The organism is Litoreibacter sp. JB4-2, from assembly GCF_055693445.1.
Map to the genome: position 1 here is coordinate 605,593 of NZ_CM146334.1, position 24,167 is coordinate 629,759.

Below are 24,167 nucleotides of genomic sequence, written 5' to 3' on the forward strand. Positions count from 1 at the left end.
TCACAACGTTCTGACGCAGGGTCACAAATTGACGCAGTCAAAGGCAGGACGCTAACTGTGCGTGAGAATAAGAAAAAGTCTTCGGGAGGGACTCAGATGAAACTTTTGACAACATCAACAGCCGTGATTGCGCTGTCGAGCGTTGCCGCCCACGCGGGTGGCGTTGATCGCTCCGGCCAGAATATCGGCATCATCTTTGAAGAAGGAAGCTACGTCGAATTTTCCTATGGCCACGTCTCGCCAACAGTGTCTGGCGTCGGTGCTGGTGCTGCAGCCAACCCCGCACAGCCAACACCGGGTGCTTCTAGCGGCAACATGAGCGAAAGCTATTCCCTGTTTGGCTTAGGTTATAAACATCAATTCAACGACAAGCTTTCATTTTCTCTAATTTTCGATCAGCCCTTTGGTGCCGACGTGAACTATCCAACAGGCACAGGATACTTCGCAGGTGGTTCTGTAGCAGAACTTACGTCGGACGCGATAACAGGCCTACTGCGATACGAAATTGACGAAAAGTTTTCTGTTCATGGTGGGCTTCGGTATCAGTCCTTTCAGGCACAAGCTGATGTCCCGTTCATCGTGGCACCCGCGGGGCCAACAGCAGGTATCACTTACACTGCGCGCGGTGACAAAGACTATGGCTTAGGTTTTGTTGCGGGCGCAGCCTATGAACGTCCCGAAATCGCGTTACGGGTGGCGTTAACCTACTCTTCCGAAATTGCGCATTCTTTTGGCACGGTTGAAAATGGGCCTGCTGGTCCGCTTAGCACGGTCACAAATGTTGAAACGCCACAATCTATAAACTTGGATTTTCAAACTGGGATCGCAGCGGATACCCTGCTTTTCGGATCCATTCGTTGGGTTGATTGGAGCGATTTCGACGTATCACCGACCGGCTACCGAATCGCGACAACCAGCGCGACAAACCCGACCGGCAGCTCGCTCGTATCATACCGAAATGACGTGATTACTTATAACCTGGGTGTTGGCCGCAGGTTCAACGAAAACTGGTCAGGTGCTGTTTCGCTAGGTTATGAAAAGTCCAATGGTGGGTTTTCATCCAACCTAGGGCCAACAGATGGCAATATCAGCATTGGCCTTGGCGGCACATACACAAATGGGCCCATCAAGGTAACCGGTGGTGTGCGCTACATTAAAATTGGCGATGCAGATACCACGTTGAGCGCGGCAAGCGGATTGGCAGCGGGCAACTTCACCGACAACAAGGCCGTCGCAGTCGGTCTAAAGGTCGGCTACAGCTTCTAAAGCCATCGACAAACGAACAAAAAGCCTCGCCGAATTTTGGCGGGGCTTTTTTTGTTTCTTGCGCATGTTTCGGGTCGCGGTCGCGTGCGGCGCCACGCTAGAAAGCGCTCATGCCCGATCAAAAAACTCTTTCCACGCGCGCCTGGGGCGAACTGATCCTGCTTTCTGTCATTTGGGGGGCGTCCTTCCTTTCCATCCGCGTCGCATTGGATCAGGTGCCATTCGTCACAACCGTGGCGCATCGCGTGTTCTGGGCGGCCTTGATCCTATGGCTCTATATTGCTCTGAAAGGGTTGCCGCTTCCCAGAAACCCAAAAGTTTGGGGAGCGTTTCTGGTCATGGGGTTGCTAAACAACGTGATCCCCTTCTCACTCATGGCCTGGGGTCAGCTGCATATCGAGACAGGGTTGACGTCAATTTTCAATGCGGCAACGGCGATTTTTGGGGTTCTGGTCGCGGCACTGGTGTTCACTGATGAACGCCTAACGGCCAACAGGCTGGCAGGCGCGCTGATCGGTTTTGCAGGTGTGACGATTGCCATCGGGCTCGATAACTTACGCAATTTCGATTTGCGGTCTCTTGCGCAATTGGCAGTTCTTGCAGGCACCGTGTCTTACGCACTTGCAGGAGCATGGGCGCGTAAAACAATGGCTGGTTTACCCCCGCAGATGGCAGCGGCAGGAATGGTGACCGGCGCTTCATTGATTATGGTCCCGGCCGCTTTGATTATTGATGGTGTGCCTAGCACAGACCTGCAGATCGACACTTTTGTCGCGATTGCATACTACGCCATCATCGCAACTGCAGGAGCATATCTACTCTATTACCGCGTCCTTGCTATGGCTGGGTCGGGCAATCTGATGCTGTGCACTCTTTTGATCGTTCCCGTCGCGATCATCCTCGGTGCAGTTGTTCTCGGCGAGGCATTGTCGTCAAACGCCTTGATCGGCTTTGGGGTTTTAGCATTGGGGCTGCTGGTACTCGATGGTCGCATCTTCGCGCTTTTGCGCAGACCGCCCTAGGCAGGCCCGGTTTTCAGCGCTACCTAACAAGCCGAAACGCGGCAAGGACGGTGCGATGCTTTACAATTCAGCGAAAGACTGGCGTGCGAGCCCGTCCAAACGGATCCTGTTTTTTGGGATGTCTGGGCTCGGCAAGACGCATGTCTCCAACATGCTGCGTGCCTCAGGTGAGTGGTTCCATTACTCCGCCGATTACCGCATCGGGACGCGCTACATGGGCGAGTATATCACCGACAATTTTAAGCGCCGCGCCATGCAGGATCCGTTTCTGGCGGAACTGCTGCGCTCGGATTCAATCTACATCGCTTCGAACCTGACTTTTGAGGACCTGTCGCCATTGTCCACCTATCTGGGCAAGCCAGGCGATCCGACCAAAGGTGGTCTCAGCTTTGAGGAATACCAAAAACGGCAGGCCCAGCATCACCGCGCCGAAGTTTCCGCGCTTTATGACACGGCGCATTTTATCGCGCGAGCAAAGGACCTATATGGTTACGACAATTTTGTGTGCGACAGTGGCGGTTCTACTTGCGAAGTGGTCGACCCTTTCGACCCAGACGACGCGCTGTTGAACGCTTTAGCCGAAAACCATTTGATGGTGCGTATTGAAGGCTCGCCAGAGCATGAGGCGGAACTGATCCACCGATTCAAGCGCGCGCCGAAACCGATGTGCTACCGGCCTGAATTTCTGAGCGCGATCTGGGACGAGTATCTAGACACGAACAAACTGCAAGAAGAAGACGTCGATCCCAACGACTTCATGACATTCACCTATGCGCGCGCCATTTCTGGCCGCGACCCGCGCTACCGGGCTATTGAAGAGAATTTTGGTATCAGCGTGTCGCATCTTGATCTCGCTAAATGTACATCACCCGCGCTTCTCGATGAGTTGATCGAAGCAACCCTTGGCAAGACGTAAGGCGCGGCCTATCTAACCAGCCCGAAGCTAAGGAATTTTTCGATGCCGATCCGCCTGCCATCCAACCTACCCGCCTTTGACGTGCTTCAGCGCGAAGGTGTGATGGTTATGGGATTGGCCGAGGCGGACCGGCAGGACATTAGACCATTGCGCATTGCGCTTTTGAATCTGATGCCGATGAAAGTGCAGACCGAAAACCAGTTTGCCCGGTTGATCGGCGCTACGCCTTTGCAGATTGATCTAACCCTGATCCGCATGACGGAGCATCAGACCAAAAACACCTCGGCGGCACATATGGAAGAGTTTTATCGCCCCTTCCAAGACGTGAAAAATGAACGCTTTGACGGTCTTCTGATCACGGGAGCCCCGATAGAACATTTGCCTTTTGAGGAGGTCACATATTGGGATGAGCTGCTCGACGTTATGGCTTGGACTCAGACCCATGTGCATTCCACATTTGGGGTCTGTTGGGGCGCAATGGCAATGCTGAAACACTTCCACGGGATCGACAAACATATGCTCAACGCAAAGGCGTTTGGCTGCTTCAAACAAAACAACCTAGACGAGGCGTCGCCGTTTTTGCGCGGGTTCTCTGATGAGTGTGTGATCCCTGTTTCCCGCTGGACGGAGGTGAAACAGAGCGAAGTGGACGCTGCCGGAAACGGATTGAAGACACTGCTTGGCAGTGACGAAACCGGGCCTTGCCTTATTGAGGATCCCGCCCATCGCGCGCTCTATATCTTTAATCATTTTGAATACGACAAAGACACGTTAAAGCAGGAATACGACCGAGACATCGCCGTTGGCACGCCCATCAATGTTCCAATGAATTACTATCCAGACGACGACCCAAGCCAGAAGCCCTATAACCGCTGGCGCAGCCACGCACATCTGCTCTACGGCAACTGGATCAACGAGATCTACCAGACGACTCCATTCGATCTAGAGCAGATCGGTGCATAGGGCTGCGAAACTCTGTCTCATCGCGGTCTTCGTGCTGCTCGGCGCCTGCGCCGCATTTGTAGAGGGTTCCCACTTGCGCAACAACTCAACCGCAATGCGCGAGACGCCTCCTGTCGGTCAGTTCTTAGATGTTGATGGTACACAGGTTCATGTTTTGGTTGAAGGGGCCGGCCCCGACCTGATCTTGATCCACGGCGCCGGTGGGAACCTGCGCGACTTCACACTTTCGATGGTTGAAAAGCTCACCGACGATTTCCGCGTTATCGCTTTTGATCGCCCCGGCCACGGATATACCGAACGAATAGAAAACCGCGCCGGTCTTGGTGAAACGCCAGCCGAACAAGCAGCCCTGCTGTCGGCGGCAGCCAAGCAATTGGGCGTGACGAATGCCGTCATAGTCGGGCATTCTTTTGGCGGTGCTGTCGCCTTGTCCTGGGTCCTAAATCATCCAGAGCAAGCACGCGCACTGGTTTTGCTCGCAGGTGTCTCGAATGAGTGGCAAGGCGAGCTAGACAGCTGGTACACAACCACAACCGGATTTTTGGGGCGCAATATTCTAGTTCCGACTTTGTCGGCACTTGCGTCGCGGCAGCGGTTGGAAGGCACAACGAACGGTATCTTCAAACCCGACCCAGTGCCCGCAGGATACCTCGATCATATGGGGCCCGCCCTGTCGAAATCGACGGTCACTTTGCAAGCAACCACGCAGCAGGTTGGATTTGTGAAGCCGCATATTGTCGAGATGCAAAAACACTATCCTGGGATCAAAATCCCAGTGGAAATCGTCCATGGAACCGCGGACACGACAGTGCCGATCGCGGTACATGCAAGGGTGCTGGCCTCCCAAGTTGCAAGCGCAAACCTGACGGAACTGCCTGGGATCGGCCATATGCCCCATCACGCGAACGAACCGGCTGCTTTGGCAGCGATCAAGCGCGCCGCAGTTCGGGCTGGCCTGCGTTAAGCAAAGCCTGCATAGTCCTGCGACGACCACGATCAGGAGAGCCTCCATGTCCCTACCCTTTGACGGCGCGATAAGCACGTTCTTTGAGGAGACTGCACCAGATGCGGTGCGCGACGCGATCAAAGGGGCCAAGAAGGGCCGGATACTTGATGCCAGTTACCCGTACGACACCCGTATGGATAAGGACGATTATGAGGAGACGCTTGAGGCGCTTCAGATCGAACTGGTGAAGCTGCAGTCACACATCAAGGAATCCGGTGATCGCGTCATCGTCGTCTTTGAAGGCCGTGACGCGGCGGGAAAAGGCGGAACGATCAAGCGGCTGCGCGAGAATATGAACCCACGCGTGACACGCACTGTTGCGCTATCCAAACCCTCCGACCGCGAACAAGGCGAATGGTATTTCCAGCGCTACATCGACCACTTCCCAAGCGCGGGAGAAATGGTTCTGTTTGACCGCAGCTGGTATAATCGCGCCGTCGTCGAGAAGGTTTTTGAGTTTTGCACAGACAAACAAAGAGAAAAGTTTTTCACCCAAGCCCCGCAATTTGAACAGATGATTTCGGAAGAAGGCATCACACTGGTCAAACTCTGGCTCAATGTTGGTCGGGCAGAACAGCTGCGCCGTTTTCTTGACCGAGAGAAAGACCCATTGAAACAGTGGAAACTCAGCTGGATTGACGTTGAAGGTTTGAACCGTTGGGACGCCTATACCGACGCGATTGCCGAGACGTTCGAGCGCACGCATTCTGCACATGCGCCATGGACCGTGATCCGCACAGATGACAAACGGCGGGCGCGCATTGCGGCACTCAAGACCGTTTTATGGACCTCTGAATACAAAGGGCGCGACGACAAACTGCTTGACGCCCCCGATGCGAAGATTTGCGGAGGCCCAGATATCTGGCATGCCTAAACGCGGCTATCATCATGGCAATCTCAAGCAAGCGCTCGTTGACGCAGCATTGCAATTGATCGAAGCAAAGGGCCCGCAAGGGTTCACCGTGGCCGAGGCGGCGAAATCGGCAGGAGTTACGCCAGCCGCCGTCTATCGCCATTTTGACGGGCGCGAGAGCCTGATTGCCGAATGCGCTTTGCAGGGGCACCGCATCTTTGGCGATCTGATGGAACATGCGTATGCCGATGGCCACCCTTCCGCTTTGGCCGCGTTTGAGGCGACAGGTCGCGCCTATCTTGCCTTTGCGCGCAAGTTTCCAGGCCACTATGTTGCGATGTTCGAAAGCGGATTGTCGCTTCAATCCAATGCTGATCTGGCGCGCGCCGCCGAACGGTCCAGCGGTGTCTTAGAACGCGCAGCGACCGCTTTGTCAGAGCATATCCCAGCAGACAAACGCCCGCCTCCTTCCATGTTCTCAGCCCATATTTGGGCGATGAGTCACGGCGTCGTCGAGCTATTTGCACGCGGCACGCCCGGGGCAAAAACTCCCTTCCCGCCCGAGGATTTATTGGAGACCGGGATCGGCATTTACCTGCGCGGTTTAGGTTTGATCCGGCCCGATAGCTGAGATTTCTCGGGATAAGTCGGAATTCTATCAAAAACCCTACAAATTTTAGGAAAGCGTTAGAACGACTCAGAGACAGTGATCGGGCGAGCCAACCTGGGAGCCCTGCCATGCGTGCCTTGATCGTCCACGAAAATGCTACGTTTCAGACCAACCTGTCCTTTGCCCTGTTGAAACAGGGGTTTCATGTCCTCACCGCTTTGGAAATTGAAAGCGGGCTTGCCTTTGCGCGACGCGGCGCGCTCGACTTGCTGATCATGTCAGAACGGATCGAAGATGAGCTTGCGCATTCCGTGGCCCTGTCCGCGGAGCGTCATAGCCCATATGTTTCGACTATCATTCTGTCATCGCGCAAAGACGGCGACCTTTACGAACTTTATGAATTGCTGCCGTCGCTCTATTCGATCCTGGGCGAAGATATGCCGCTCGATCTGATCAAAACGTTAGGCGTCGCCAGCATGACCGGATCCGCGCTTGAGATAAATTCGAAACGCTTAGCGCTGCCCAAGCCAAGCGTTGAAGAAACTCTCGATATCGAAGAGACGCGCGAACTGGAATACGGCTAAGCCGAAAAGACGACGAGCGACCCTTCGTCCCAACTGATCCGCGTCTGCGCCCCGCGTTCCAGAACGGGGCGGCTTGTCAGGTTTTTCATAGAAATGGTCACGGGGGTCGTGGTGCCTTCTAGACGTACCTCATAATAGGTCATGTCGCCGTAGTAGCTGAGGTCAACAACCTCACCAGCGACCACGTTTTTCTCGGCGCTGTCGTAGACAATCGTCAATGCCTCAGGCCGCAGCCCGACCACAGGCGCGAATGCACGCGCATCGCGCGGCAGTTGTTCGGGGTTAATCCGTGCCTCGCCAAGCCCGTCCACATCGAAGCGTATGTCTGAGCTGCCAGTGTCGATCTGGCGCGCGTCCAGAAAATTCATAACGCCAATAAATTCACCGACACGCCGCGTCACGGGTCGGCGATACAGCTCTTGCGGGCTCGCGAGCTGCGCGATTTCGCCTTCAAACATCACTGCAATTCTGTCCGACATGATCAACGCTTCTTCCTGATCATGGGTAACCAGAATGAATGTGATCCCAACTTGCCGTTGCAAGCGGCGCAGTTCGGTCTGCATCTGTTCACGCATCTTTTTGTCCAGCGCGGAAAGCGGTTCGTCCAGAAGCAAGACCTTTGGTTCCAAAATCAGCGCTCTAGCAAGAGCAACCCGTTGGCGCTGCCCCCCGATAACGCATGCGAGCTGCGTGCGCCGAACCCTTCGAGCCCAACCATTTTTAGGGCGTTTTCGACTTTTTCTGAAAGCACAGATGCAGGCAGGCGCGCTTTGCGCAAACCGTAGCCCACGTTCTCTGCTACGCTGAGATGCGGGAATATGGCGTAGCTTTGAAACACCATATTTGTGGGCCGCTTATTGGCAGGAACGCCAGCCATGTTTTGTTCAGCGATCACAACTGTCCCGTCGGAGACATCTTCAAATCCCGCGATAACCCGCAGAAGGGTGGTCTTGCCGCAGCCAGACGGGCCTAAAAGGGAGAAAAACTCACCTTCCGCGATCTCACAATCGATTCCACGCAGCGCATGATAGTCGCCATAGAATTTCTCGATACCTTTGAGGGAAATAATACTCACAGAAAGCCCCCGCTATCTTTGCCGCCGACGCGGGCAACGCCCCGTCGCCGGTAGTATTCAGCGACGCTTAAAATAATCAACGATGCCACCAGCATCAGTGTGCCCAATGCCATCACGGCTGGGATTTTGGTTGGAAACCTCAGCTGGCTCCAAATGTAGACCGGCAAGGTGGGTTCAGCACCCGTCAGGAAGAACGCAATAATGAACTCGTCGAGCGAGATCGTGAAGCAAATCAAAAATGACGCGACGATACCGGGGCTGACCAGCGGCAGAATGATCGAAGTAAATGCCCCCCATCGCGTTTCGCCCAAATCAACTGCGGCCTCTTCCAAGGACTGGTCGAGGCCTTTGAAAGCGGAAGTCAAAATCGCAATAGCAAAGGGGGTGCAGATCAGTGTGTGCCCAGCGACAACGGTCCAGGCGGAGAGTGGCAAGCCCAAAACCTGCACGACGACGACGAGCAACGAGACGGCAACGATAATTTCGGGCAAGACCAGTGGCACCATGATCGCCCCCATGATTGGCGCCTTGAACGGAAAGCTGAACCGGGTCGAGGCGCGCGCCGCGCAAATGCCAAGTATTACTGACAGACAGGCCGTCGTGAAGGCAATGAAGACAGAGTTCAGCAACGCACCATGTAGCGCCTCAATCCCCATCAACTGCACAAACCACTCGGTCGTGAAGCCCTTCAGAGGGAACGCCATCACAGTGCCGGAATTGAACGCAAAAAGCGGAAGAAGCACGACAGGCAGGTACAAAAAGACCAAATACCCGATGGCATAGATGCGCAGCCAGCCGCCTTTCATGCTTGCCCCATCATCGCAGATATCGCCGGTTCATCAGCACGAAGATCAGCGAAATCGCTGTCACGGCGCACATCGCCAAAATGGCTAGCGCCGCCCCCATCGGTGCGTTGTTTAGTTTTAGAAACTGCGTCTGAATCATATTCGAGATCATTAGACCGTTTGGCCCGCCGACAAGGCGCGGCGTGACATAGTCACCAATGGTCGGGATAAACACAATTAGTGTAGCGGCAACCACACCGGGCATCGCCAAAGGCAAGGTGACGCGGAAAAACGTGGTCAATCGGTTTTCGCCAAGGTCGCGTGACGCTTCCAACAATGAACGGTCAATCTTCTCAAGCGCTACGTATATCGGCAGGATGGTGAAAGGCGCAAAAGCATGCGCGAGCGTGATCACGACCGCATTGGCGTTATACAGGATAAAGGTGATCGGCTCGTCGATCAAACCTAACGACAAGAGCCCTGAATTCAATACACCGTTGAAGCCCAAAATCACTTTCCAAAGGAACACACGCAGCAGGTAGCTGGTCCAGAACGGAATGGTGATCAAAAAGATCCAAAGTGCCTTGCGCGAAGGCTCGACATAGAAAGAGACAAAATAGGCTATCGGGAAAGCCAGTACGACGGTCACGACCGTTACGACACCCGAAATAATCAGTGAGCGGACCATCAGAACACGGTAGAGCGGTTCCGAGAAAGCCTCCCGATAGTTTGCGAGCGTCAGGGTCTTGTCTATCGTCAGAAAGTCTTGCGTCCAAAAGCTAAATGTCAGGACGGCAGCCAAGGGTGCCGCAAGTAGCAACAAGACATATACGGCTGTGGGTGACACCAACAGCAGGCCTCTTTTGGCCTCTATATCCAGTGACTTGGCGATGTTGTGACCCCCGGGGTTCAGCTCCGGGGGTGAGTTTGAAACGAATGCTCAAAAGGGGCAAGGCCCCGCTTTGATTAGAACGGGATTTCGTCGTCGAGATCGCTGGACCCGCCGCCTTGAGCCCCGCCGCCAAACGATCCGCCGCCCTGACTTCCGCCGCCGCCCATCGGATCATCGCTATAACCGCCGCCTTGATTGCCGCCGCCGTAGGATCCACCGCCGCCGCCTTCGCCGCGCCCGTCGAGCATGGTCAGTGTCGACGTATAAGGCCGCAAAACCACCTCAGTTGAATAGCGATCCTGACCGGATTGATCTTGCCATTTGCGGGTTTCAAGCTGGCCCTCAAGATATACTTTAGAGCCTTTTTTCAAATACTGCTCAGCGACACGCGCCAGAGGTTCTGAAAAAATAGCGACCGAGTGCCATTCGGTCCGTTCGCGCCGTTCGCCCGAATTGCGGTCTTTCCAAGTCTCGGAGGTTGCGATGCGTAGGTTGCATACTTTGCCGCCATTTTGGAATGTACGGACCTCAGGGTCGCGCCCAAGATTGCCGATAAGAATTACTTTGTTAACCGAACCAGCCATATTGGACCTCTCCCGAATCTCAGTTTAGACCTCTAGATACAGCGAGAGATGGTTAACAAACAGTGCCCAAGGCGCAAAATCTGCTGTCATAGCGCCGGGACTGGTCCCTTTCGCACAAATCGCTATATTGCGCTCAACAGGAATAGGTGGGTCGGTTTCAAGATGCGTGTGCTGTTGGTGATGGCTTTGACGATGGGACCTGTGATTAGCGCACCGGTATTCGCAGATGGTGTCAGCGGCTCAGGTTCAAGCTCTGCTCGCGACCGGGTTTTCAAGTCGCAATCGCGGCTGCTGGATGGCCGATTGTCATCGCAATACAAAGCCTCGACGAAATATACGCCCGGTAAGAAAGACTACACTGTCGGGGCCAGCAGCATCCCACGTTATCGCGGAAGCTACCGGGGCGTGTATCTGAACGCCGCCAAGTCAGCGGCGCGAAAACATGGTATTCCCGAGGATTTGTTCTTGCGCCTTGTCCAACAGGAAAGCGGATTCAATCCACGCGCGCGTTCCCACAAAGGCGCGATTGGCCTTGCGCAATTGATGCCCCAAACCGCGCGCACTTTGCGCGTGGACCCGCATGACCCGAACCAGAATCTGGAAGGCGGCGCACGCTATCTGCGCCAGATGTATCGTAAGTTTGGCAGTTGGCGACTTGCCCTTGCGGCCTACAATGCCGGCCCTGGAGCAGTTGAGAAATACAACGGCGTGCCGCCCTTCAAAGAGACAAAAAACTACGTTCGCAAGATTTTGGGCAGTTAGACCTCCCAGTTCGGCGGGCGTTTTTCCAAAAATGCTGCTATCCCCTCTTCCGTATCCCGTTCGGCCATATTGGCGACCATGACATCGCCAGTAAAAGCGTATGCATCGCTTTGACCCATTTCGAGTTGTTGGTAAAACGCGGATTTTCCGTAGCGGACTGCGACGCCCAGTTTTGATGCGACGATCTGCGCCAACTCATCCGTCTCATCCTCCAAATTGCTCGCGACCCGGTTGATCAAACCTAACTCTCGCGCACGCGCGGCGTCGACAAACTCGCCTGTGACCAACATCTCGAACGCCTGTTTGGCGTGAATGTTGCGCGACAAAGCAACCATTGGCGTTGAGCAAAACAGACCAATATTGACGCCGTTAACGCCAAAACGCGTCCCCTCCTCCGCGACCGCCAAATCGCAAGATGCCACAAGCTGGCAGCCTGCTGCTGTTGCGATCCCATGGACTGAGGCTATGACCGGTTGCGGCATTTTCTTGATCGTCAGCATCATGGCCGCACATCGGTCAAACAAGTCCTTGAACGCAGCAGCGCCGCCATCCTCTGCCTGTCGCGCGGCCGTCATTTGCTTTAGATCGTGACCCGCGCAAAAGGCCTTACCTGCGCCGCGCAAGACCACCGCCTTAATGTCAGCGCTCTGCGCAATCTCATCAAAGCTCGCCTGCAACGCCGCCAACATTTCATCCGACAAAGCGTTCAACTTTTCAGGACGGTTCATCGTGAGCCACGCAACGCCATCACGATCGTCGCGCAAAAGATAAGCGTCGTCCATATTGCAAGCCCCTCAATCTTTGGGCTTAGTTAACCGTGAAGTTACGATGAAGGAAAGTCATGACACTTAAAATGACGGCGGATGATCTTGAGGTGTTTCTGGATCAGGAGTTCACGCAGGTCGCCGATGATTTTGATTTCGTCGAAGTAAGCGAACGACATGTCATAATGGCACTTTCGGCATCGCAAAAACATCTGCGCCCCGGCGGCACTGTTTCTGGGCCTTCAATGTTTGGCCTTGCGGATGTTTGCGCTTATTTTTGTATTCTTTCCCGGCTGGGCCCAGTTGCATTGGCGGTGACGACAAACTGCTCGATTGATTTCATGCGCAAACCTGCGCCAGGCCGTATCTTGTGCCGCATGGAGCTTCTAAAGCTTGGTCGCACCTTGGCCGTTACTGAAGGTCGCCTCTATTCTGAGGCAGAACCCGAGAAATATGTCGCGCGGGCGTCTCTGACTTACTCAATTCCGTCCTCATAATTTGGGGTATTATATTACCTTATTTTTAAACTATTGTTTTCAAACATTTAAAACACGACGCAATGCATTGACTGTGCATCCAGAACCCTTAGAACAGCGCAATCCCTGCGGGCCGCTGCCCAAAGGCTAAAGATTCTGAGGATGACCCATGAAAACCTTTACCGCTACACCAAGCGATATCGACAAGAAATGGATCCTGATCGACGCTGAAGGCGTTGTTCTGGGCCGTCTTGCGTCTATCGTGGCTATGCGCCTGCGTGGCAAGCATAAGCCTTCTTTCACGCCGCACATGGATATGGGCGACAACGTGATCATCATTAACGCTGACAAAATCCAGATGACTGGCAAGAAGCGTGAAGAGAACTTTTACTGGCATACCGGCCACCCCGGCGGGATCAAGTCGCGCACCAAGCAGCAAATTCTGGACGGCAAGCACCCTGAGCGTGTCGTGACCATGGCCGTCAAGCGCATGTTGCCCGGCGGTGTTCTGTCGCGTCAACAAATGACAAATCTTCGCGTCTACGCAGGTGCAGAGCACCCGCATGAAGCACAATCTCCTGAGGTTCTGGACGTCAAAGCCATGAACCCGAAAAACACGCGGAGCGCATAACGATGGCTGATGAAGTAAAATCCCTCGACGATCTGAAAGACGTCGTCGACACTGCTGAGCTGGCTGAAGCGCCAAGCGCCGCGGAGACCGTATCGGCTGCAATCACACGTGAGCCTGTCCGTGACGAGCTGGGGCGCGCCTACGCGACCGGCAAACGGAAAGACGCTGTTGCCCGTGTCTGGATCAAACCAGGCTCAGGCAAGGTCACAGTAAACGGCAAAGAGCAAAACACATATTTTGCACGCCCCGTGCTGCAGATGATCCTTCGCCAGCCTTTCACTGTCTCTGGTACTGAAGACCAGTTCGACGTGATGGCGACTGTAAAAGGCGGCGGCCTGTCCGGTCAGGCCGGTGCGGTTAAGCATGGCATCTCGAAAGCGCTGCAGCTCTATGACCCAAGCCTGCGCGGTGCGCTGAAAGCGGCAGGCTTCCTGACCCGCGATAGCCGCGTTGTTGAACGGAAGAAATACGGTAAGGCCAAAGCGCGTAAGAGCTTCCAGTTCTCTAAGCGTTAAGCTGCTTTGCACAATTTGCAAAAGGGCCGCTCGGAAGAGCGGCCCTTTTTCGTTTCGCGTCAGCTAAAGAGCGTTGCACAAATAGCGCCTGCGCCAGCAGGCTCCGTTAAGCTACACTCTCCTCAAGCACAGATTTCACAATTTCTAGGTCAACATCAGAGGTCACAAATGCCTCCCCAAACCCGCGTGCCATGATGAAATTCAGTGTGCCGCGCACAACCTTCTTGTCCTGTCCCATCAGATCGATCAGCACCTCTGCCGGCGGCAACTCGCCCTCAATGTCACGCAGGTCGCGTTTTAACCCCATCTGTTCGAGATGCGCACGCACGCGGCTTGGGTCTTCCTGGCTACAAAGCCCCATACGCGACGAAACCTCGAAGGCAAGCGCGCAGCCAATGGCAACCCCTTCGCCGTGCAGCAGCCGTTCGGTATAACCGGTCGCAGCTTCGAGCGCGTGACAGAAGGTATGACCTAAATTCAGCAGCGCGCGTTCGCCCTGCTCTGTTTCGTCCCGCGCCACGATTGCAGCCTTCATTTCACATGACCGCCGAACCGCGTAAATGCGCTTTTCCACGTCGCCGGCCGCCATGTCAGGTGCGTTTTCTTCCAACCACTCAAAAAACGCGGCGTCGCCCAGCAGTCCGTATTTCATGACCTCACCGTAGCCCGCCAAAAAGTCTCGCTCCGACAAGGTGCCCAATGCGTCGACATCGGCCAACACCAATGTTGGCTGGTGAAACGCCCCGATCAGGTTTTTACCGTGTTCCGAATTGATGGCCGTTTTGCCGCCGACAGAGCTGTCGACCTGCGCCAGAAGCGAAGTCGGGATCTGCACGTAACGTACGCCCCGACGTAGGACTGCAGCAGCAAAGCCAACAAGATCACCTATCACGCCACCACCAAGCGCAATCACCAGATCGCCGCGCTCAACCTTCTGGGCGAGCATCCAATCGACCGTGCGTGAAAAGTGCGGCCAGCTTTTTGTGGCTTCGCCAGCAGGCAGAACAAGATGCTCCATCGAGAACCCAGCGTCCGCCAGTCCCGTTCGTAAGGCATCAAGATGAAGCGCAGCTACGTTTTCATCTGTCACAACAGCCACGCGCCCCGGCGCGCTGAGGTCACTGATCGCCTGACCTGCACGCGCCAGCAGGCCCTGCCCGATCAGAATGTCATATGACCGCTCGGCCAATTCAACGCGCAGTTTTTCCATCATTTTGCCTCCACTATTCCCGCGTCGACCAATCGGTCACATACAGCCTGAGCCATTTCCTCAATGGAATAGTCGTCTCGCGCTTCTACAAACAGGTCGGCAAGCGCATAAATCGGGCTTCGCGTATCGTAAATCTCCGACAACGTGGCGCGCGGATTATCAGTGCGCAACAATGGCCGCGTGGTTTTGTGTTTCACGCGATTCCAGAGCAACTCCAGATCTGCCTTCAACCAAACTGAAACTCCCTTTTGCGAGATCAGTGACCGGTTCCGTTCCGCCATGAAAGCACCGCCACCGGTTGACAGGATCGCTGGAGCGCCCGTCAGTAACCGATCAATCACTTCGGTTTCGCGTTCTCGGAAGAACCCCTCACCGTCGCGTTCGAAAATCTCAGCAATGCTCATATTGGCAGCCTTGGTTAAAGCCTCATCTGAATCCAAAAACGAGACATTCAACAAGCGCGACAGCGCCAGCCCCACAGCACTTTTTCCTGCCCCCATCATACCGACAAGGACGACGGGCTTGGTCAAACGGGTTGATTTGGCTGGCATTCTCTCGCTCAAATTTTTTTCTGTTGCTTCAATGGCGTGATATCGCCCTAAATGCCATATATAAATGCGGCGGGGCTCACGAAGCGGCATCGCTCCAGAACAGGCAGAGCATCAAAAGGACGAATGCATATGGGGCGGCTAATCAAGCTCTTGGTTTTCTTGATCGTGGTGGGCATTTTTTCGGTCATTGGGTACGCTTATCTTGGCGACCTGTCGCCCAACCGCGTGGAAGTTAATCAACCGGTGGAGCTTGATGCGAATTAACGCCCCTACCTTAGTTGTATCTGCAAGTTTATTTGCGCTCGGCGCTATGATCGGTGCCGCTGATGCTACGGAACAAGGCGCAGCACCGCTTTCAGCGATCGATTGGCTGTCGAATGTTGTCTCCGCACAGGACGCGCCAGACACACAAAATACGCAAGACGACATTGCGCAATCGGCAATAGTTTCAGCGGTCACGACAACGCCGCTTGGGCAAACCAAACTCGACGCGGTCGGCATATTACCTCGAAGCGTGACAGGGCTACCTTCTGATTTTTGGTCACGCTCCTCAGCGACGCAACTGGCGTCCGAGATTAGAGACCTGCGCACCGATTTGCCGCCACCCCTGGCGCAATTCTTGACTCGCTTGCTACTGGCAGAACTTCCAGCCCCTGCTGACAGCTCTGACGGAGCTGAGCTATTTCTCGCACGCGTCGACAAATTTTTAGAACTTGGTGCGTTGGATCAAGCAGAAGCGCTTCTCAGTCGTGCAGGCCCGGCGCATAGAGCCGTCTTCGGCCGTTGGTTCGATGTGAGCCTTTTAACTGGCCAGGAAGACCGCGCATGCGCGTCCATGTCCCAAGCCCCCGATATCGCGCCAACTTACGCAGCCCAAGTGTTTTGTCAGGCCCGCAAGGGTGATTGGGAAACAGCCGCCGACACGCTCAAACAAGCGATAGAAAGCGGGGCGATTTCGACGAAAGATGCTAACCTATTAGCGCGGTTCCTTGACCCCGAGCTGTTCGAGGGCGCGCCGCTATTACCTATCCCCGATCGCATCACACCGCTGAATTTCCGCATGCATGAAGCAATCGGAGAGCCGCTCAGCCCAGCAGGTCTGCCAAATGCATTCTCATATGCTGAATTGTCGGATCGCAGTGGCTGGAAGGCTCGCATCTCCGCCGCAGAGCGGCTCTCACGCGTCAATGCAATACCACACCAACAGCTATTCGCGCTGTACAACGAACGAAAGCCTGCGGCCTCCGGTGGGGCGTGGGATAGGGTTGCCGCAGTGCAGGCGTTTGAAGCAGCCCTCGCGCAATCCGATACGAAGGCCGTGTCCTTTGAACTCCCAAAAACAATGAGGGCGATGCGCAGCGCTGGGTTGGAGTATGCCTTCGCACAAAGCTTTGGTCCGACAGTTGCTGTACTGGACTTGAACGACACCGCCCGGCACGACGCGTTGCGGGCCGGACTTATGTCAAAAGACTACGAACAGATCGCCATGTCCGCGACATTCGGTACCGAGCCGAGCTTTTGGAGGGCCGTCGCCAAAGGCGACGCCGCTGCAACACAAAGCGAAGACGCACTCGAAAGCGCGATTATTTCTGGCTTTGCTGCGATCAACCCGCCCGCTCAATTCGAAAAACTGATTGCAGAGCGCCGTTTGGGCGAAACAGCCTTAAAAGCCATCGGGCTGATGGCTGATGGCGCGCGGACCGACCCGATTGACATTGAACGCGGGCTTTCTGTCCTAGTGCATCTTGGCCTCGAAGACGTCGCACGACAGACAGCGCTGTATATGCTGCTGACGCGACCGCGCGCATGAGCGGAGCGGTTCCCAACTGGGCAACCAACTGGATCGAGGTGTTCTTGGAAGCTCAGGCCGCCGAGTTGGACGCCGCTGAAAACACCCGTCTCGCCTATGGCCGCGATTTGATCGACTGGGCGCATTGGTTGGATCGCAAAGCTATCGATTTTCAAACAGCATCGCGCGCGCATGTCGAAGACTACTTAATTGATTGCGACACAGCCGGCCTGGCCCAATCCACGCGCGCCCGGCGATTATCCGCGATCAAACAGCTCTACCGCTTTGCCTATGAAGAAGGTTGGCGTGCTGACAATCCTGCGATCCAGGTGAAGGGTCCGGGCCGCAAAAAATCCTTGCCGAAAACGCTTTCCCTAGAACAGGTCGACCGACTGTTGGGTGCCGCTCAAAGCTCCGCCCGTAGCCAAGATGACCGCTTGCGCAACACCTGTATGATGGAACTGCTTTACGCAACCGGCATGCGCGTGAGCGAACTGGTCAGCCTACCTGTTTCGGCCGTAAGAGGTGACCCACGGATGGTCTTGGTACGCGGCAAAGGCGACAAAGAACGGATGGTGCCCTTGTCGCCCGCCGCGCGGGATGCGCTTGCAGTATGGGTCGAAACCCGTGACCGGCTGGACGAGGCTGCGCGCAAGAAAGGCGCCATGCCGTCCAAGTTTCTATTCCCGTCGCGCGGCAAATCGGGACATATGACGCGTCATCGCTTTTACTTGCTCATCAAAGAACTTGCTGTTGCGGGTGGTGTTTCGCCAGCGGATGTGACGCCGCACACGTTGCGGCATGCCTTTGCTACCCACCTTCTGGCAGGCGGCGCTGATTTGCGGGCGATCCAGACCATGCTAGGGCATGCCGATATTTCAACGACAGAGATCTACACGCATGTATTGGATGAGCGCCTAAAAGAGCTGGTGTTAGAAAACCATCCTCTGGCAGGCCCCGAGGACAGCTAGCGACGCATGTTTAACGGCAATACGTCCTCAGACGGCCAAAATCCGGTTGTGAGCCCCAATTCATAGCCTTGGGTCAGCCCGGCATCGATCATCCGTTCCGCCGCGGCTTTGTGATCATATGACAGCGTGTGGAAGTTAACCCCGCCGTTAGACAAGATCACATAATTTGTCTCTGGCTTGCCGTTATGCGGCGGCATTCCGATGACACCGGAATTGATCCACTTTGTTTCGCCGACCTTGCGTGAGAATGGAATGCCGGAATGCCCGGCGATAACAACATCAATTTCCGGCGGTAGAAGATTGATTTCGTAATGGAAAACAGAATCGTTGTCAGTTTCCCAAATGAACCGCGATACGTCGCTTACGCCACCATGAATGACCGCATAGTTTAAACCATTGTGACGAAAGGTGACACGTTGCGGCAGGCTGGCCAGTTTGACACGCAAAGGTGCCATTTGTTCGCGGGCGTAGGAAAACCAGCTTTTTGATGCGATGTCGCACGCGGTTCCCGCCTCAAAGCCGCAGCCGCAATCAAGCGCGTCTTCGGCCAATTGAAGCTCACAATTGCCGGCGACAACCGCCCCGCAATTCGCCAAGACGACTTCTGTAGTTGGGCGCGGGTCGGCGCAATAGGCAACCATGTCGCCTGTGCAGATGCGGTTTTTCTGTTTGATATGGGATGTCTGCGCGAATAAAGCCTCGGTCGCCTGCAAGTTCGAATAAGGCCCGCCAAACAGCAAAACATCACCCGTTAGAACGCCCAGATCCTGTTGTATTCCTGCCGTCATAGATCGCCCTGCCCTTGAACCAAACCTGCCTTGGCCCCATAACATTGTGATAGCTCACATTTGCGCCGGAAAAACACCCCAAATGGACGACCCTACATCTGTGATTGAAACCGCCTCTTGGCTGACCGCCGGGGCGATCATCCTACTATTGGTGATGTCGGGCTTTTTCTCCGGTTCTGAAACGGCCCTGACGGCTGCGTCTCGCGGTAAACTTCGGGCGCAGGCAGACAAAGGATCAGCAGGCGCTGAACGCGCTTTGGAGATCACCGAGGACAATGAGCGCCTGATCGGCTCCGTCCTTCTGGGCAACAACCTTGTAAATATTCTTGCAACCTCCTTGGCTACGGCCCTGTTTACGAGGCTGTTTGGCGAATCCGGGGTCGCTTTGGCTACTTTGGTTATGACTTTGTTGGTGCTGATCTTTGCTGAAGTTTTGCCAAAAACCTACGCAATCACCAATGCAGAAACAGCAGCAGCCAAAGTATCTGCACCGATCAAACTGGTTGTTTTGGTCTTTGCCCCTGTTGTGAATGTAGTACGCGCCTTGGTGCGCCAATTGTTGCGTCTCTTTGGCGTCGAGACAGACCCCGACACACATATTTTGTCGGTGCATGAAGAAATCGCCGGTGCGCTTGAGCTGGGCCGCCAAGAGGGTGTCGTGCAGAAGGAGCAACGCGATCGGCTGCTCGGCGCACTGGACTTGCATGACCGCGACGTCGAAGAGATCATGCTTCACCGTTCCGAAATTGAGGTTATCAATGTCGCGGACAGCCCAGAGGCCATCATAGATCAGTCTTTGAAATCGGCTTATACGCGCCTGCCCGTCTTTCGCGACGACCCCGAAAACATTGTCGGTGTATTGCACGCGAAAGACCTGCTGCGGGCCGTCGACAAAGCGATACGCAAACCTAAAGGCGAGACTGGTACGCTCGAAGATTTTGACGTCACCCAAGTCATGCGCAAACCCTATTTTGTGCCCGAGACAACCACCCTTGAAGAGCAAATGCGCCAATTTTTGGCACAAAGCACCCATTTTGCGTTAGTAGTGGATGAATATGGCGGCTTGCAGGGCCTGATCACTCTGGAAGATATCCTGGAGGAGATCGTCGGTGAAATCACTGATGAATTTGATATTGAAGATGAACAACGCCCCGAAGCAGGCGCTGATGGAAATTATGATATCGAAGGTGCGATGACCATTCGTGACCTCAACCGCCAGCTCGATTGGAACTTGCCAGACGAAGAAGCCAACACGGTAGCGGGCCTTGTTATCCACGAGGCGCAATCCATACCATTGGTTGGTCAGGTGTTTAGCTTTCACGGCTACCGCTTTGAAGTCACTGGAAAATCGGAAAACCGCATCACCAACCTGAAAGTCCGCCCCCTATGACGCCTCGCAAAATCATCATCGACACAGATCCAGGACAGGACGATGCTGTTGCGATTTTGCTGGCCTTGGCATCGCCGGAACTGGACGTGCTCGGCATTACAGTTGTGGCGGGAAATGTGCCACTGCCGCTTACCGAACGTAACGCCCGGATCGTATGCGAATTAGCTGGGCGACCAGATATGAAAGTCTTCGCGGGTTGCGAGGCACCAATGACGCGCGAATTGGTTACGGCAGAGCACGTCCATGGCCAGTCCGGCCTCGATGGCCCCCAATTGCCCGATCCGGTGATGTCGCTTCAAGATGAGCATGCCGTTGATTTTCTAATTGAGACCTTGCGTGCAGAACCTGCGGGCAGTCTGACGCTGTGTCCGCTCGGGCCGTTGACTAACATCGCTGCGGCATTGGAACGCGCGCCGGATATTGCCGCGAAAGTAGCCGAGATCGTTTTGATGGGCGGCGCGTATTTTCAGGTCGGCAACATCACCCCGGCTGCGGAATTTAACATCTATGTCGACCCAAAAGCCGCTGATATTGTTTTTAAATCCGGCATTCCGATTGTGGTTATGGGGTTGGATGTCACCCACAAGGCGTTGACGACACGACCACGGGTTGAAGCGTTTCGTGCGCTCGGGACGGAACCCGGGCGCATGGTTGCAGAATGGACAGATTTTTTTGAACGTTTCGACAAAGAGAAATATGGCTCTGCCGGGGCGCCGTTGCATGACCCTTGCGTAATCGCCTATCTCTTGCAGCCCGAGCTGTTTTCGGGACGTCATATCAATGTTGAAATTGAGACGACGTCAGAGCTGACCATGGGCATGACAGTCGCTGATTGGTGGGGCGTCACTGAACGCTCGCCCAATGCGCTGTTTATGGGCGATCTGGACGCGGACGGGTTCTTTTCGTTGCTGACAGACCGGATCGCGCGGCTGTGACCCCGCATTTTGACAACCAGTATTCCGGATTGCCGGAACGATTTTTTAACAAACAGCAAGCCACGCCCGTCGCAAAACCAACGCTATTGAAGCTTAATACCGGATTTGCGAATGAGATCGGTCTCGACCCCGATTGGCTCACGAGCGAAACCGGGCTCGACATGTTATCTGGCAATGCGATGCCAGAGGGCGCCGATCCTCTTGCGCAGGTTTATGCGGGCCATCAGTTTGGCGGATGGTCTCCACGTCTGGGCGATGGGCGTGCTCTGCTGTTGGGCGAAATCAAGGGCCCGGATGGGGCGCGTTGGGATATTCAGCTCAAAGGTTCTGGCCCCACACCTTATTCACGCGCCGGTGACGGTCGCGCTTGGCTTGGTCCCGTAATGCGCGAGTACATCGTCAGCGAAGCAATGGCGGCCCTCGGCGTGCCAACAACGCGTGCGCTTGCTGCAGTCAGCACGGGCGAGGATGTGTTGCGCGAAACACGGCTTCCCGGCGCGATCCTGACGCGTGTTGCCAGTAGCCATATTAGGGTCGGCACGTTTCAGTATTTCGCGTCGCAAAAGGACAACGAAGCGCTAAGCAAATTGCTGGCCTTCGCAATCGAACGCCACTACCCAACCCTCGCATCCCATGACGCGTTGGGGTTTCTACAAGCTGTAGTAGAGGCTCAGGCGCTGCTTGTAGCCAAATGGATGGGACTTGGGTTCATCCACGGCGTGATGAATACCGATAATTGCCATATCGGCGGTCTGACCATCGACTATGGCCCTTGCGCCTTTCTGGATGCCTACCATCCGTCGAAAGTATTCTCGTCCATCGACCAATTCGGGCGTTACGCTTACGGCGCGCAACCGGAAATATTGGTTTGGAACCTCGCGCAGCTCGCAAGTGCGCTTTTGCCGCTGATTGACGAAGACATGAACAAGGCCGTCGCGGCAGCACAAGAGGTCCTTCAAGGATACGGACCAGCCTATACGCAATGTTGGAAGCAGGTGTTCTTCGCAAAGATCGGGATAGAAGACGGCACGGATGACGACATTGCTTTGGTCCAAGACCTGCTGGAGCGGATGGCGGACAATCAAGCCGATTTCACGCTGACGTTTCGAGGCTTGCTCGATGGATCTGCGCGCGATCAGTTTGTCGACCCGACAGCCTTTGATGCGTGGGCTGCGAAGTGGCAGCCGCGCAAACCCGACACCCAAATCATGGAAAAGACAAATCCTGCTTTCATTCCACGCAATCATCAGATTGAACGGGCGATTGCAGCGGGCGTAGCAGGTGATGTGGCCCCGTTTCACCGCATGGTTGATGTCCTATCACGACCCTATGAGGCGCAATCAGAGGCCACGGATTTGCAAGCACCACCCGACGCGCAGGAACTTGTACAACAAACATTTTGCGGCACCTGATATCAAAACCGGAGGACGCGGCTTATGCCTGTTCTGGAACTTGTTTGTGGATATGACGTCTTCGCTGACGGTAGGGCCGTCGTAGTGGAAGATAGCATGCCTACCCCTAAGAATGGCGCGGCCTATCGCTGGCTGCATTTCGATGTAAACTCAGCCGCAGCGGGTGATTGGATGGCCAAGCACCTGCCCGCAATTCCAGCTGCTGCAATGGTTCAGACCGAAACACGCCCGCGATCAAACCTGTTTGAAGATGGAGTCCTGATTAATCTGCGCGGGATCAATCTCAACACCGGACAAGATGAGGACGACATGGTTTCTCTGCGCATGTGGATGACCAAAAACTTGCTCGTCACTGGACGCTTTCGCAGAGTTTTTGCAGTCGATGATTTGGTGAAACTGGCCGAGGCTGGGCAAGCGCCGGCAACCCCGGCGGGGCTTGTTGTTGAGATTTGCCACGGTTTGACGAACCGCATCGAAGACGTGTCACTGAAACTCGAAGATGAGGCCGACGCCATTGAAGACGGGCTCCTCGACCACAATGATGTCGACGCGAAAATTTTGGCGACAACCCGACGCAAAGCAATCCGATTGCGTCGCCATATCATCCCATCAAGGGATGCTATGCATGTGCTAGCCTCGCCTGAAACACCGCAAATCGGGTCAGACGAAAGCACGCTCCTGCGTGAAAGCGCGAACCGGATGGATCGCAGCGTCGAAGAAATTTTGGCAGTTGGCGATAGGCTTACCGCGGTTGCCGACCAGCTTGATGCGATCACGGCCAATAAGATCGGTCGGAACTCCTACATACTATCGGTCTTTGCGGCAATTTTTCTTCCTTTGGGCTTCCTAACGGGGCTGTTTGGGATGAATGTCGGCGGTTTGCCCTGGACGGATTGGGCGCACGGGTTTGTCGCCGTCAGCGCCATCATGGCAGCCATCGGGATCGGGCTCTACTTGCTCTTTCGTGCCAGCAAGTGGCTATAACCATCAAAGCGCTAGCCGGGCCACTTTATTGATGGCAACATAAAGTCAAACAGGTTTGGGAGATTTCTATGTCACTTATGAGAATGGCCACGAAAGTGGCGCTGGGTTTCGCTATCGCCAAGGGCATTAGTGCGGTTCAAAAATCCGGCGGTATTGGCAAAGCCATGGAATCCATGAAAGGCGCCGGTCGCGATGCGTTGGGAAAGGCCCAATCGGGTGGCACAGGCGGCTTGAGTGATATCATGGGCAGCCTAGGCGGCAGCGGTGCGGCAGCCGGTGGTCTCGGCGGGCTTGGTGGTTTGCTGGGCGGAATGGCCGCGACGCGCAGCGGTGAGACATCCAATGGCAACAGCCTCGAAGAGCTGCTGAGCCGCGACAACCCGGTTGAAGAGCCCCCGCTGAACAAAGTGCCGGGCTAATGATACGCGCGATG

General features: G+C 55.0%; 28 protein-coding genes and 1 pseudogene. 20 read left to right on the top strand and 9 right to left on the bottom strand.

Going from position 1 to position 24,167, the window contains the following annotated elements; genetic code table 11:
- Positions 1 to 96 precede the first annotated feature (96 nt).
- The 8 genes from ACZ1G7_RS03000 to ACZ1G7_RS03035 all read left to right on the top strand — a co-directional run bounded on the left by ACZ1G7_RS03000 (position 97) and on the right by ACZ1G7_RS03035 (position 7,220).
- Positions 97 to 1,266, top strand: a complete 1,170-nt coding sequence (locus ACZ1G7_RS03000) for an OmpP1/FadL family transporter (RefSeq protein WP_472662201.1) — start codon at positions 97 to 99, stop codon at positions 1,264 to 1,266.
- Positions 1,267 to 1,376: 110 nt separating this feature from the next.
- A complete protein-coding gene (locus ACZ1G7_RS03005; RefSeq protein ID WP_472662203.1) occupies positions 1,377 to 2,288 on the top strand; it encodes a DMT family transporter in 912 nt (303 codons plus the stop codon).
- 55 nt (positions 2,289 to 2,343) lie between these two features.
- Positions 2,344 to 3,204, top strand: a complete 861-nt coding sequence (locus ACZ1G7_RS03010; RefSeq protein WP_472662205.1) for an ATPase — start codon at positions 2,344 to 2,346, stop codon at positions 3,202 to 3,204.
- 42 nt (positions 3,205 to 3,246) lie between these two features.
- Complete coding sequence (gene metA / locus ACZ1G7_RS03015; protein WP_472662207.1) at positions 3,247 to 4,167, top strand: homoserine O-acetyltransferase MetA; 921 nt, start codon at positions 3,247 to 3,249, stop codon at positions 4,165 to 4,167.
- A gap of 73 nt (positions 4,168 to 4,240) precedes the next feature.
- The gene (locus ACZ1G7_RS03020; RefSeq protein ID WP_472662209.1) at positions 4,241 to 5,131 is read left to right on the top strand and encodes an alpha/beta fold hydrolase; all 891 of its coding nucleotides are present in this window, start codon (positions 4,241 to 4,243) and stop codon (positions 5,129 to 5,131) included.
- Between the two features lie 46 nt (positions 5,132 to 5,177).
- Complete coding sequence (ppk2, locus tag ACZ1G7_RS03025; RefSeq protein ID WP_472662211.1) at positions 5,178 to 6,047, top strand: polyphosphate kinase 2; 870 nt, start codon at positions 5,178 to 5,180, stop codon at positions 6,045 to 6,047.
- The gene (locus tag ACZ1G7_RS03030) at positions 6,040 to 6,657 is read left to right on the top strand and encodes a TetR/AcrR family transcriptional regulator (protein ID WP_472662213.1); all 618 of its coding nucleotides are present in this window, start codon (positions 6,040 to 6,042) and stop codon (positions 6,655 to 6,657) included. Before ppk2 ends, ACZ1G7_RS03030 begins: the two co-directional genes overlap by 8 nt.
- Before the next feature lie 107 nt (positions 6,658 to 6,764).
- The gene (locus ACZ1G7_RS03035; RefSeq protein WP_472662214.1) at positions 6,765 to 7,220 is read left to right on the top strand and encodes a hypothetical protein; all 456 of its coding nucleotides are present in this window, start codon (positions 6,765 to 6,767) and stop codon (positions 7,218 to 7,220) included.
- Here the strand turns inward: ACZ1G7_RS03035 and ACZ1G7_RS03040 are convergent.
- The 5 genes and pseudogenes from ACZ1G7_RS03040 to ssb form a co-directional block, all read right to left on the bottom strand.
- Positions 7,217 to 7,849: an ABC transporter ATP-binding protein gene (locus tag ACZ1G7_RS03040; protein WP_472663654.1), complete on the bottom strand. Its 633-nt coding sequence runs from the start codon at positions 7,847 to 7,849 to the stop codon at positions 7,217 to 7,219. The genes ACZ1G7_RS03035 and ACZ1G7_RS03040 overlap by 4 nt on opposite strands.
- 24 nt (positions 7,850 to 7,873) lie before the next feature.
- Positions 7,874 to 8,295: pseudogene (locus tag ACZ1G7_RS03045) on the bottom strand (ABC transporter ATP-binding protein); the annotation flags it as partial.
- A complete protein-coding gene (locus ACZ1G7_RS03050; RefSeq protein WP_472662215.1) occupies positions 8,292 to 9,101 on the bottom strand; it encodes an ABC transporter permease in 810 nt (269 codons plus the stop codon). The pseudogene ACZ1G7_RS03045 and the gene ACZ1G7_RS03050, both read right to left, overlap by 4 nt.
- A gap of 10 nt (positions 9,102 to 9,111) precedes the next feature.
- On the bottom strand, positions 9,112 to 9,930 hold the full coding sequence (locus ACZ1G7_RS03055; protein WP_472662216.1) for an ABC transporter permease: 819 nt from the start codon (positions 9,928 to 9,930) through the stop codon (positions 9,112 to 9,114).
- Between the two features lie 116 nt (positions 9,931 to 10,046).
- Positions 10,047 to 10,556 (bottom strand): single-stranded DNA-binding protein, encoded by a 510-nt coding sequence (gene ssb, locus ACZ1G7_RS03060; protein WP_472662217.1) that lies wholly within the window; start codon positions 10,554 to 10,556, stop codon positions 10,047 to 10,049.
- A 162-nt stretch (positions 10,557 to 10,718) separates the two neighbouring features.
- Between ssb and ACZ1G7_RS03065 the strand changes: the two genes are divergently transcribed.
- Complete coding sequence (locus tag ACZ1G7_RS03065; RefSeq protein ID WP_472662218.1) at positions 10,719 to 11,318, top strand: lytic transglycosylase domain-containing protein; 600 nt, start codon at positions 10,719 to 10,721, stop codon at positions 11,316 to 11,318.
- Here ACZ1G7_RS03065 and ACZ1G7_RS03070 read toward each other — a convergent pair.
- Complete coding sequence (locus ACZ1G7_RS03070; protein WP_472662220.1) at positions 11,315 to 12,100, bottom strand: enoyl-CoA hydratase; 786 nt, start codon at positions 12,098 to 12,100, stop codon at positions 11,315 to 11,317. The genes ACZ1G7_RS03065 and ACZ1G7_RS03070 overlap by 4 nt on opposite strands.
- A gap of 59 nt (positions 12,101 to 12,159) precedes the next feature.
- Between ACZ1G7_RS03070 and ACZ1G7_RS03075 the strand changes: the two genes are divergently transcribed.
- From ACZ1G7_RS03075 to rpsI, 3 genes are all read left to right on the top strand, one after another.
- Positions 12,160 to 12,579, top strand: coding sequence for a PaaI family thioesterase (locus tag ACZ1G7_RS03075; RefSeq protein WP_472662222.1), 420 nt, complete (start codon positions 12,160 to 12,162; stop codon positions 12,577 to 12,579).
- Between the two features lie 148 nt (positions 12,580 to 12,727).
- A complete protein-coding gene (gene rplM / locus ACZ1G7_RS03080) occupies positions 12,728 to 13,189 on the top strand; it encodes a 50S ribosomal protein L13 (RefSeq protein WP_472662223.1) in 462 nt (153 codons plus the stop codon).
- Positions 13,190 to 13,191: 2 nt separating this feature from the next.
- Complete coding sequence (gene rpsI, locus ACZ1G7_RS03085; protein ID WP_472662224.1) at positions 13,192 to 13,704, top strand: 30S ribosomal protein S9; 513 nt, start codon at positions 13,192 to 13,194, stop codon at positions 13,702 to 13,704.
- A 106-nt stretch (positions 13,705 to 13,810) separates the two neighbouring features.
- Here the strand turns inward: rpsI and aroB are convergent, their stop codons facing one another.
- Both aroB and ACZ1G7_RS03095 read right to left on the bottom strand, forming a co-directional pair.
- A complete protein-coding gene (aroB, locus tag ACZ1G7_RS03090; RefSeq protein ID WP_472662226.1) occupies positions 13,811 to 14,917 on the bottom strand; it encodes a 3-dehydroquinate synthase in 1,107 nt (368 codons plus the stop codon).
- Positions 14,914 to 15,465, bottom strand: coding sequence for a shikimate kinase (locus ACZ1G7_RS03095; protein ID WP_472663655.1), 552 nt, complete (start codon positions 15,463 to 15,465; stop codon positions 14,914 to 14,916). Before ACZ1G7_RS03095 ends, aroB begins: the two co-directional genes overlap by 4 nt.
- 129 nt (positions 15,466 to 15,594) lie before the next feature.
- Here ACZ1G7_RS03095 and ACZ1G7_RS03100 point away from each other — a divergent pair, with 129 nt between their 5' ends.
- The 3 genes from ACZ1G7_RS03100 to ACZ1G7_RS03110 are packed head-to-tail and all read left to right on the top strand — an operon-like array spanning position 15,595 to position 18,225.
- Positions 15,595 to 15,729, top strand: a complete 135-nt coding sequence (locus ACZ1G7_RS03100; protein ID WP_472662228.1) for a hypothetical protein — start codon at positions 15,595 to 15,597, stop codon at positions 15,727 to 15,729.
- A 46-nt stretch (positions 15,730 to 15,775) separates the two neighbouring features.
- Positions 15,776 to 17,275: a hypothetical protein gene (locus ACZ1G7_RS03105; protein WP_472662230.1), complete on the top strand. Its 1,500-nt coding sequence runs from the start codon at positions 15,776 to 15,778 to the stop codon at positions 17,273 to 17,275.
- Positions 17,272 to 18,225, top strand: coding sequence for a site-specific tyrosine recombinase XerD (locus ACZ1G7_RS03110; RefSeq protein WP_472662231.1), 954 nt, complete (start codon positions 17,272 to 17,274; stop codon positions 18,223 to 18,225). The genes ACZ1G7_RS03105 and ACZ1G7_RS03110 overlap by 4 nt, the downstream gene beginning before the upstream one ends.
- On the opposite strand, the gene ACZ1G7_RS03115 is transcribed toward ACZ1G7_RS03110, so the two are convergent.
- The gene (locus ACZ1G7_RS03115; protein WP_472662232.1) at positions 18,222 to 19,013 is read right to left on the bottom strand and encodes a metallophosphoesterase family protein; all 792 of its coding nucleotides are present in this window, start codon (positions 19,011 to 19,013) and stop codon (positions 18,222 to 18,224) included. The genes ACZ1G7_RS03110 and ACZ1G7_RS03115 overlap by 4 nt on opposite strands.
- Before the next feature lie 82 nt (positions 19,014 to 19,095).
- Here ACZ1G7_RS03115 and ACZ1G7_RS03120 point away from each other — a divergent pair, with 82 nt between their 5' ends.
- The 5 genes from ACZ1G7_RS03120 (at position 19,096) to ACZ1G7_RS03140 (ending at position 24,153) form a co-directional block, all read left to right on the top strand.
- Complete coding sequence (locus ACZ1G7_RS03120; RefSeq protein WP_472662234.1) at positions 19,096 to 20,403, top strand: HlyC/CorC family transporter; 1,308 nt, start codon at positions 19,096 to 19,098, stop codon at positions 20,401 to 20,403.
- Positions 20,400 to 21,338 (top strand): nucleoside hydrolase, encoded by a 939-nt coding sequence (locus tag ACZ1G7_RS03125; RefSeq protein WP_472662235.1) that lies wholly within the window; start codon positions 20,400 to 20,402, stop codon positions 21,336 to 21,338. The genes ACZ1G7_RS03120 and ACZ1G7_RS03125 overlap by 4 nt, the downstream gene beginning before the upstream one ends.
- Positions 21,335 to 22,750, top strand: coding sequence for a protein adenylyltransferase SelO (locus ACZ1G7_RS03130; RefSeq protein ID WP_472662237.1), 1,416 nt, complete (start codon positions 21,335 to 21,337; stop codon positions 22,748 to 22,750). The genes ACZ1G7_RS03125 and ACZ1G7_RS03130 overlap by 4 nt, the downstream gene beginning before the upstream one ends.
- A gap of 96 nt (positions 22,751 to 22,846) precedes the next feature.
- Positions 22,847 to 23,734, top strand: a complete 888-nt coding sequence (locus ACZ1G7_RS03135; protein WP_472662239.1) for a zinc transporter ZntB — start codon at positions 22,847 to 22,849, stop codon at positions 23,732 to 23,734.
- Positions 23,735 to 23,802: 68 nt separating this feature from the next.
- On the top strand, positions 23,803 to 24,153 hold the full coding sequence (locus tag ACZ1G7_RS03140) for a hypothetical protein (protein WP_472662241.1): 351 nt from the start codon (positions 23,803 to 23,805) through the stop codon (positions 24,151 to 24,153).
- Positions 24,154 to 24,167: the final 14 nt, after the last annotated feature.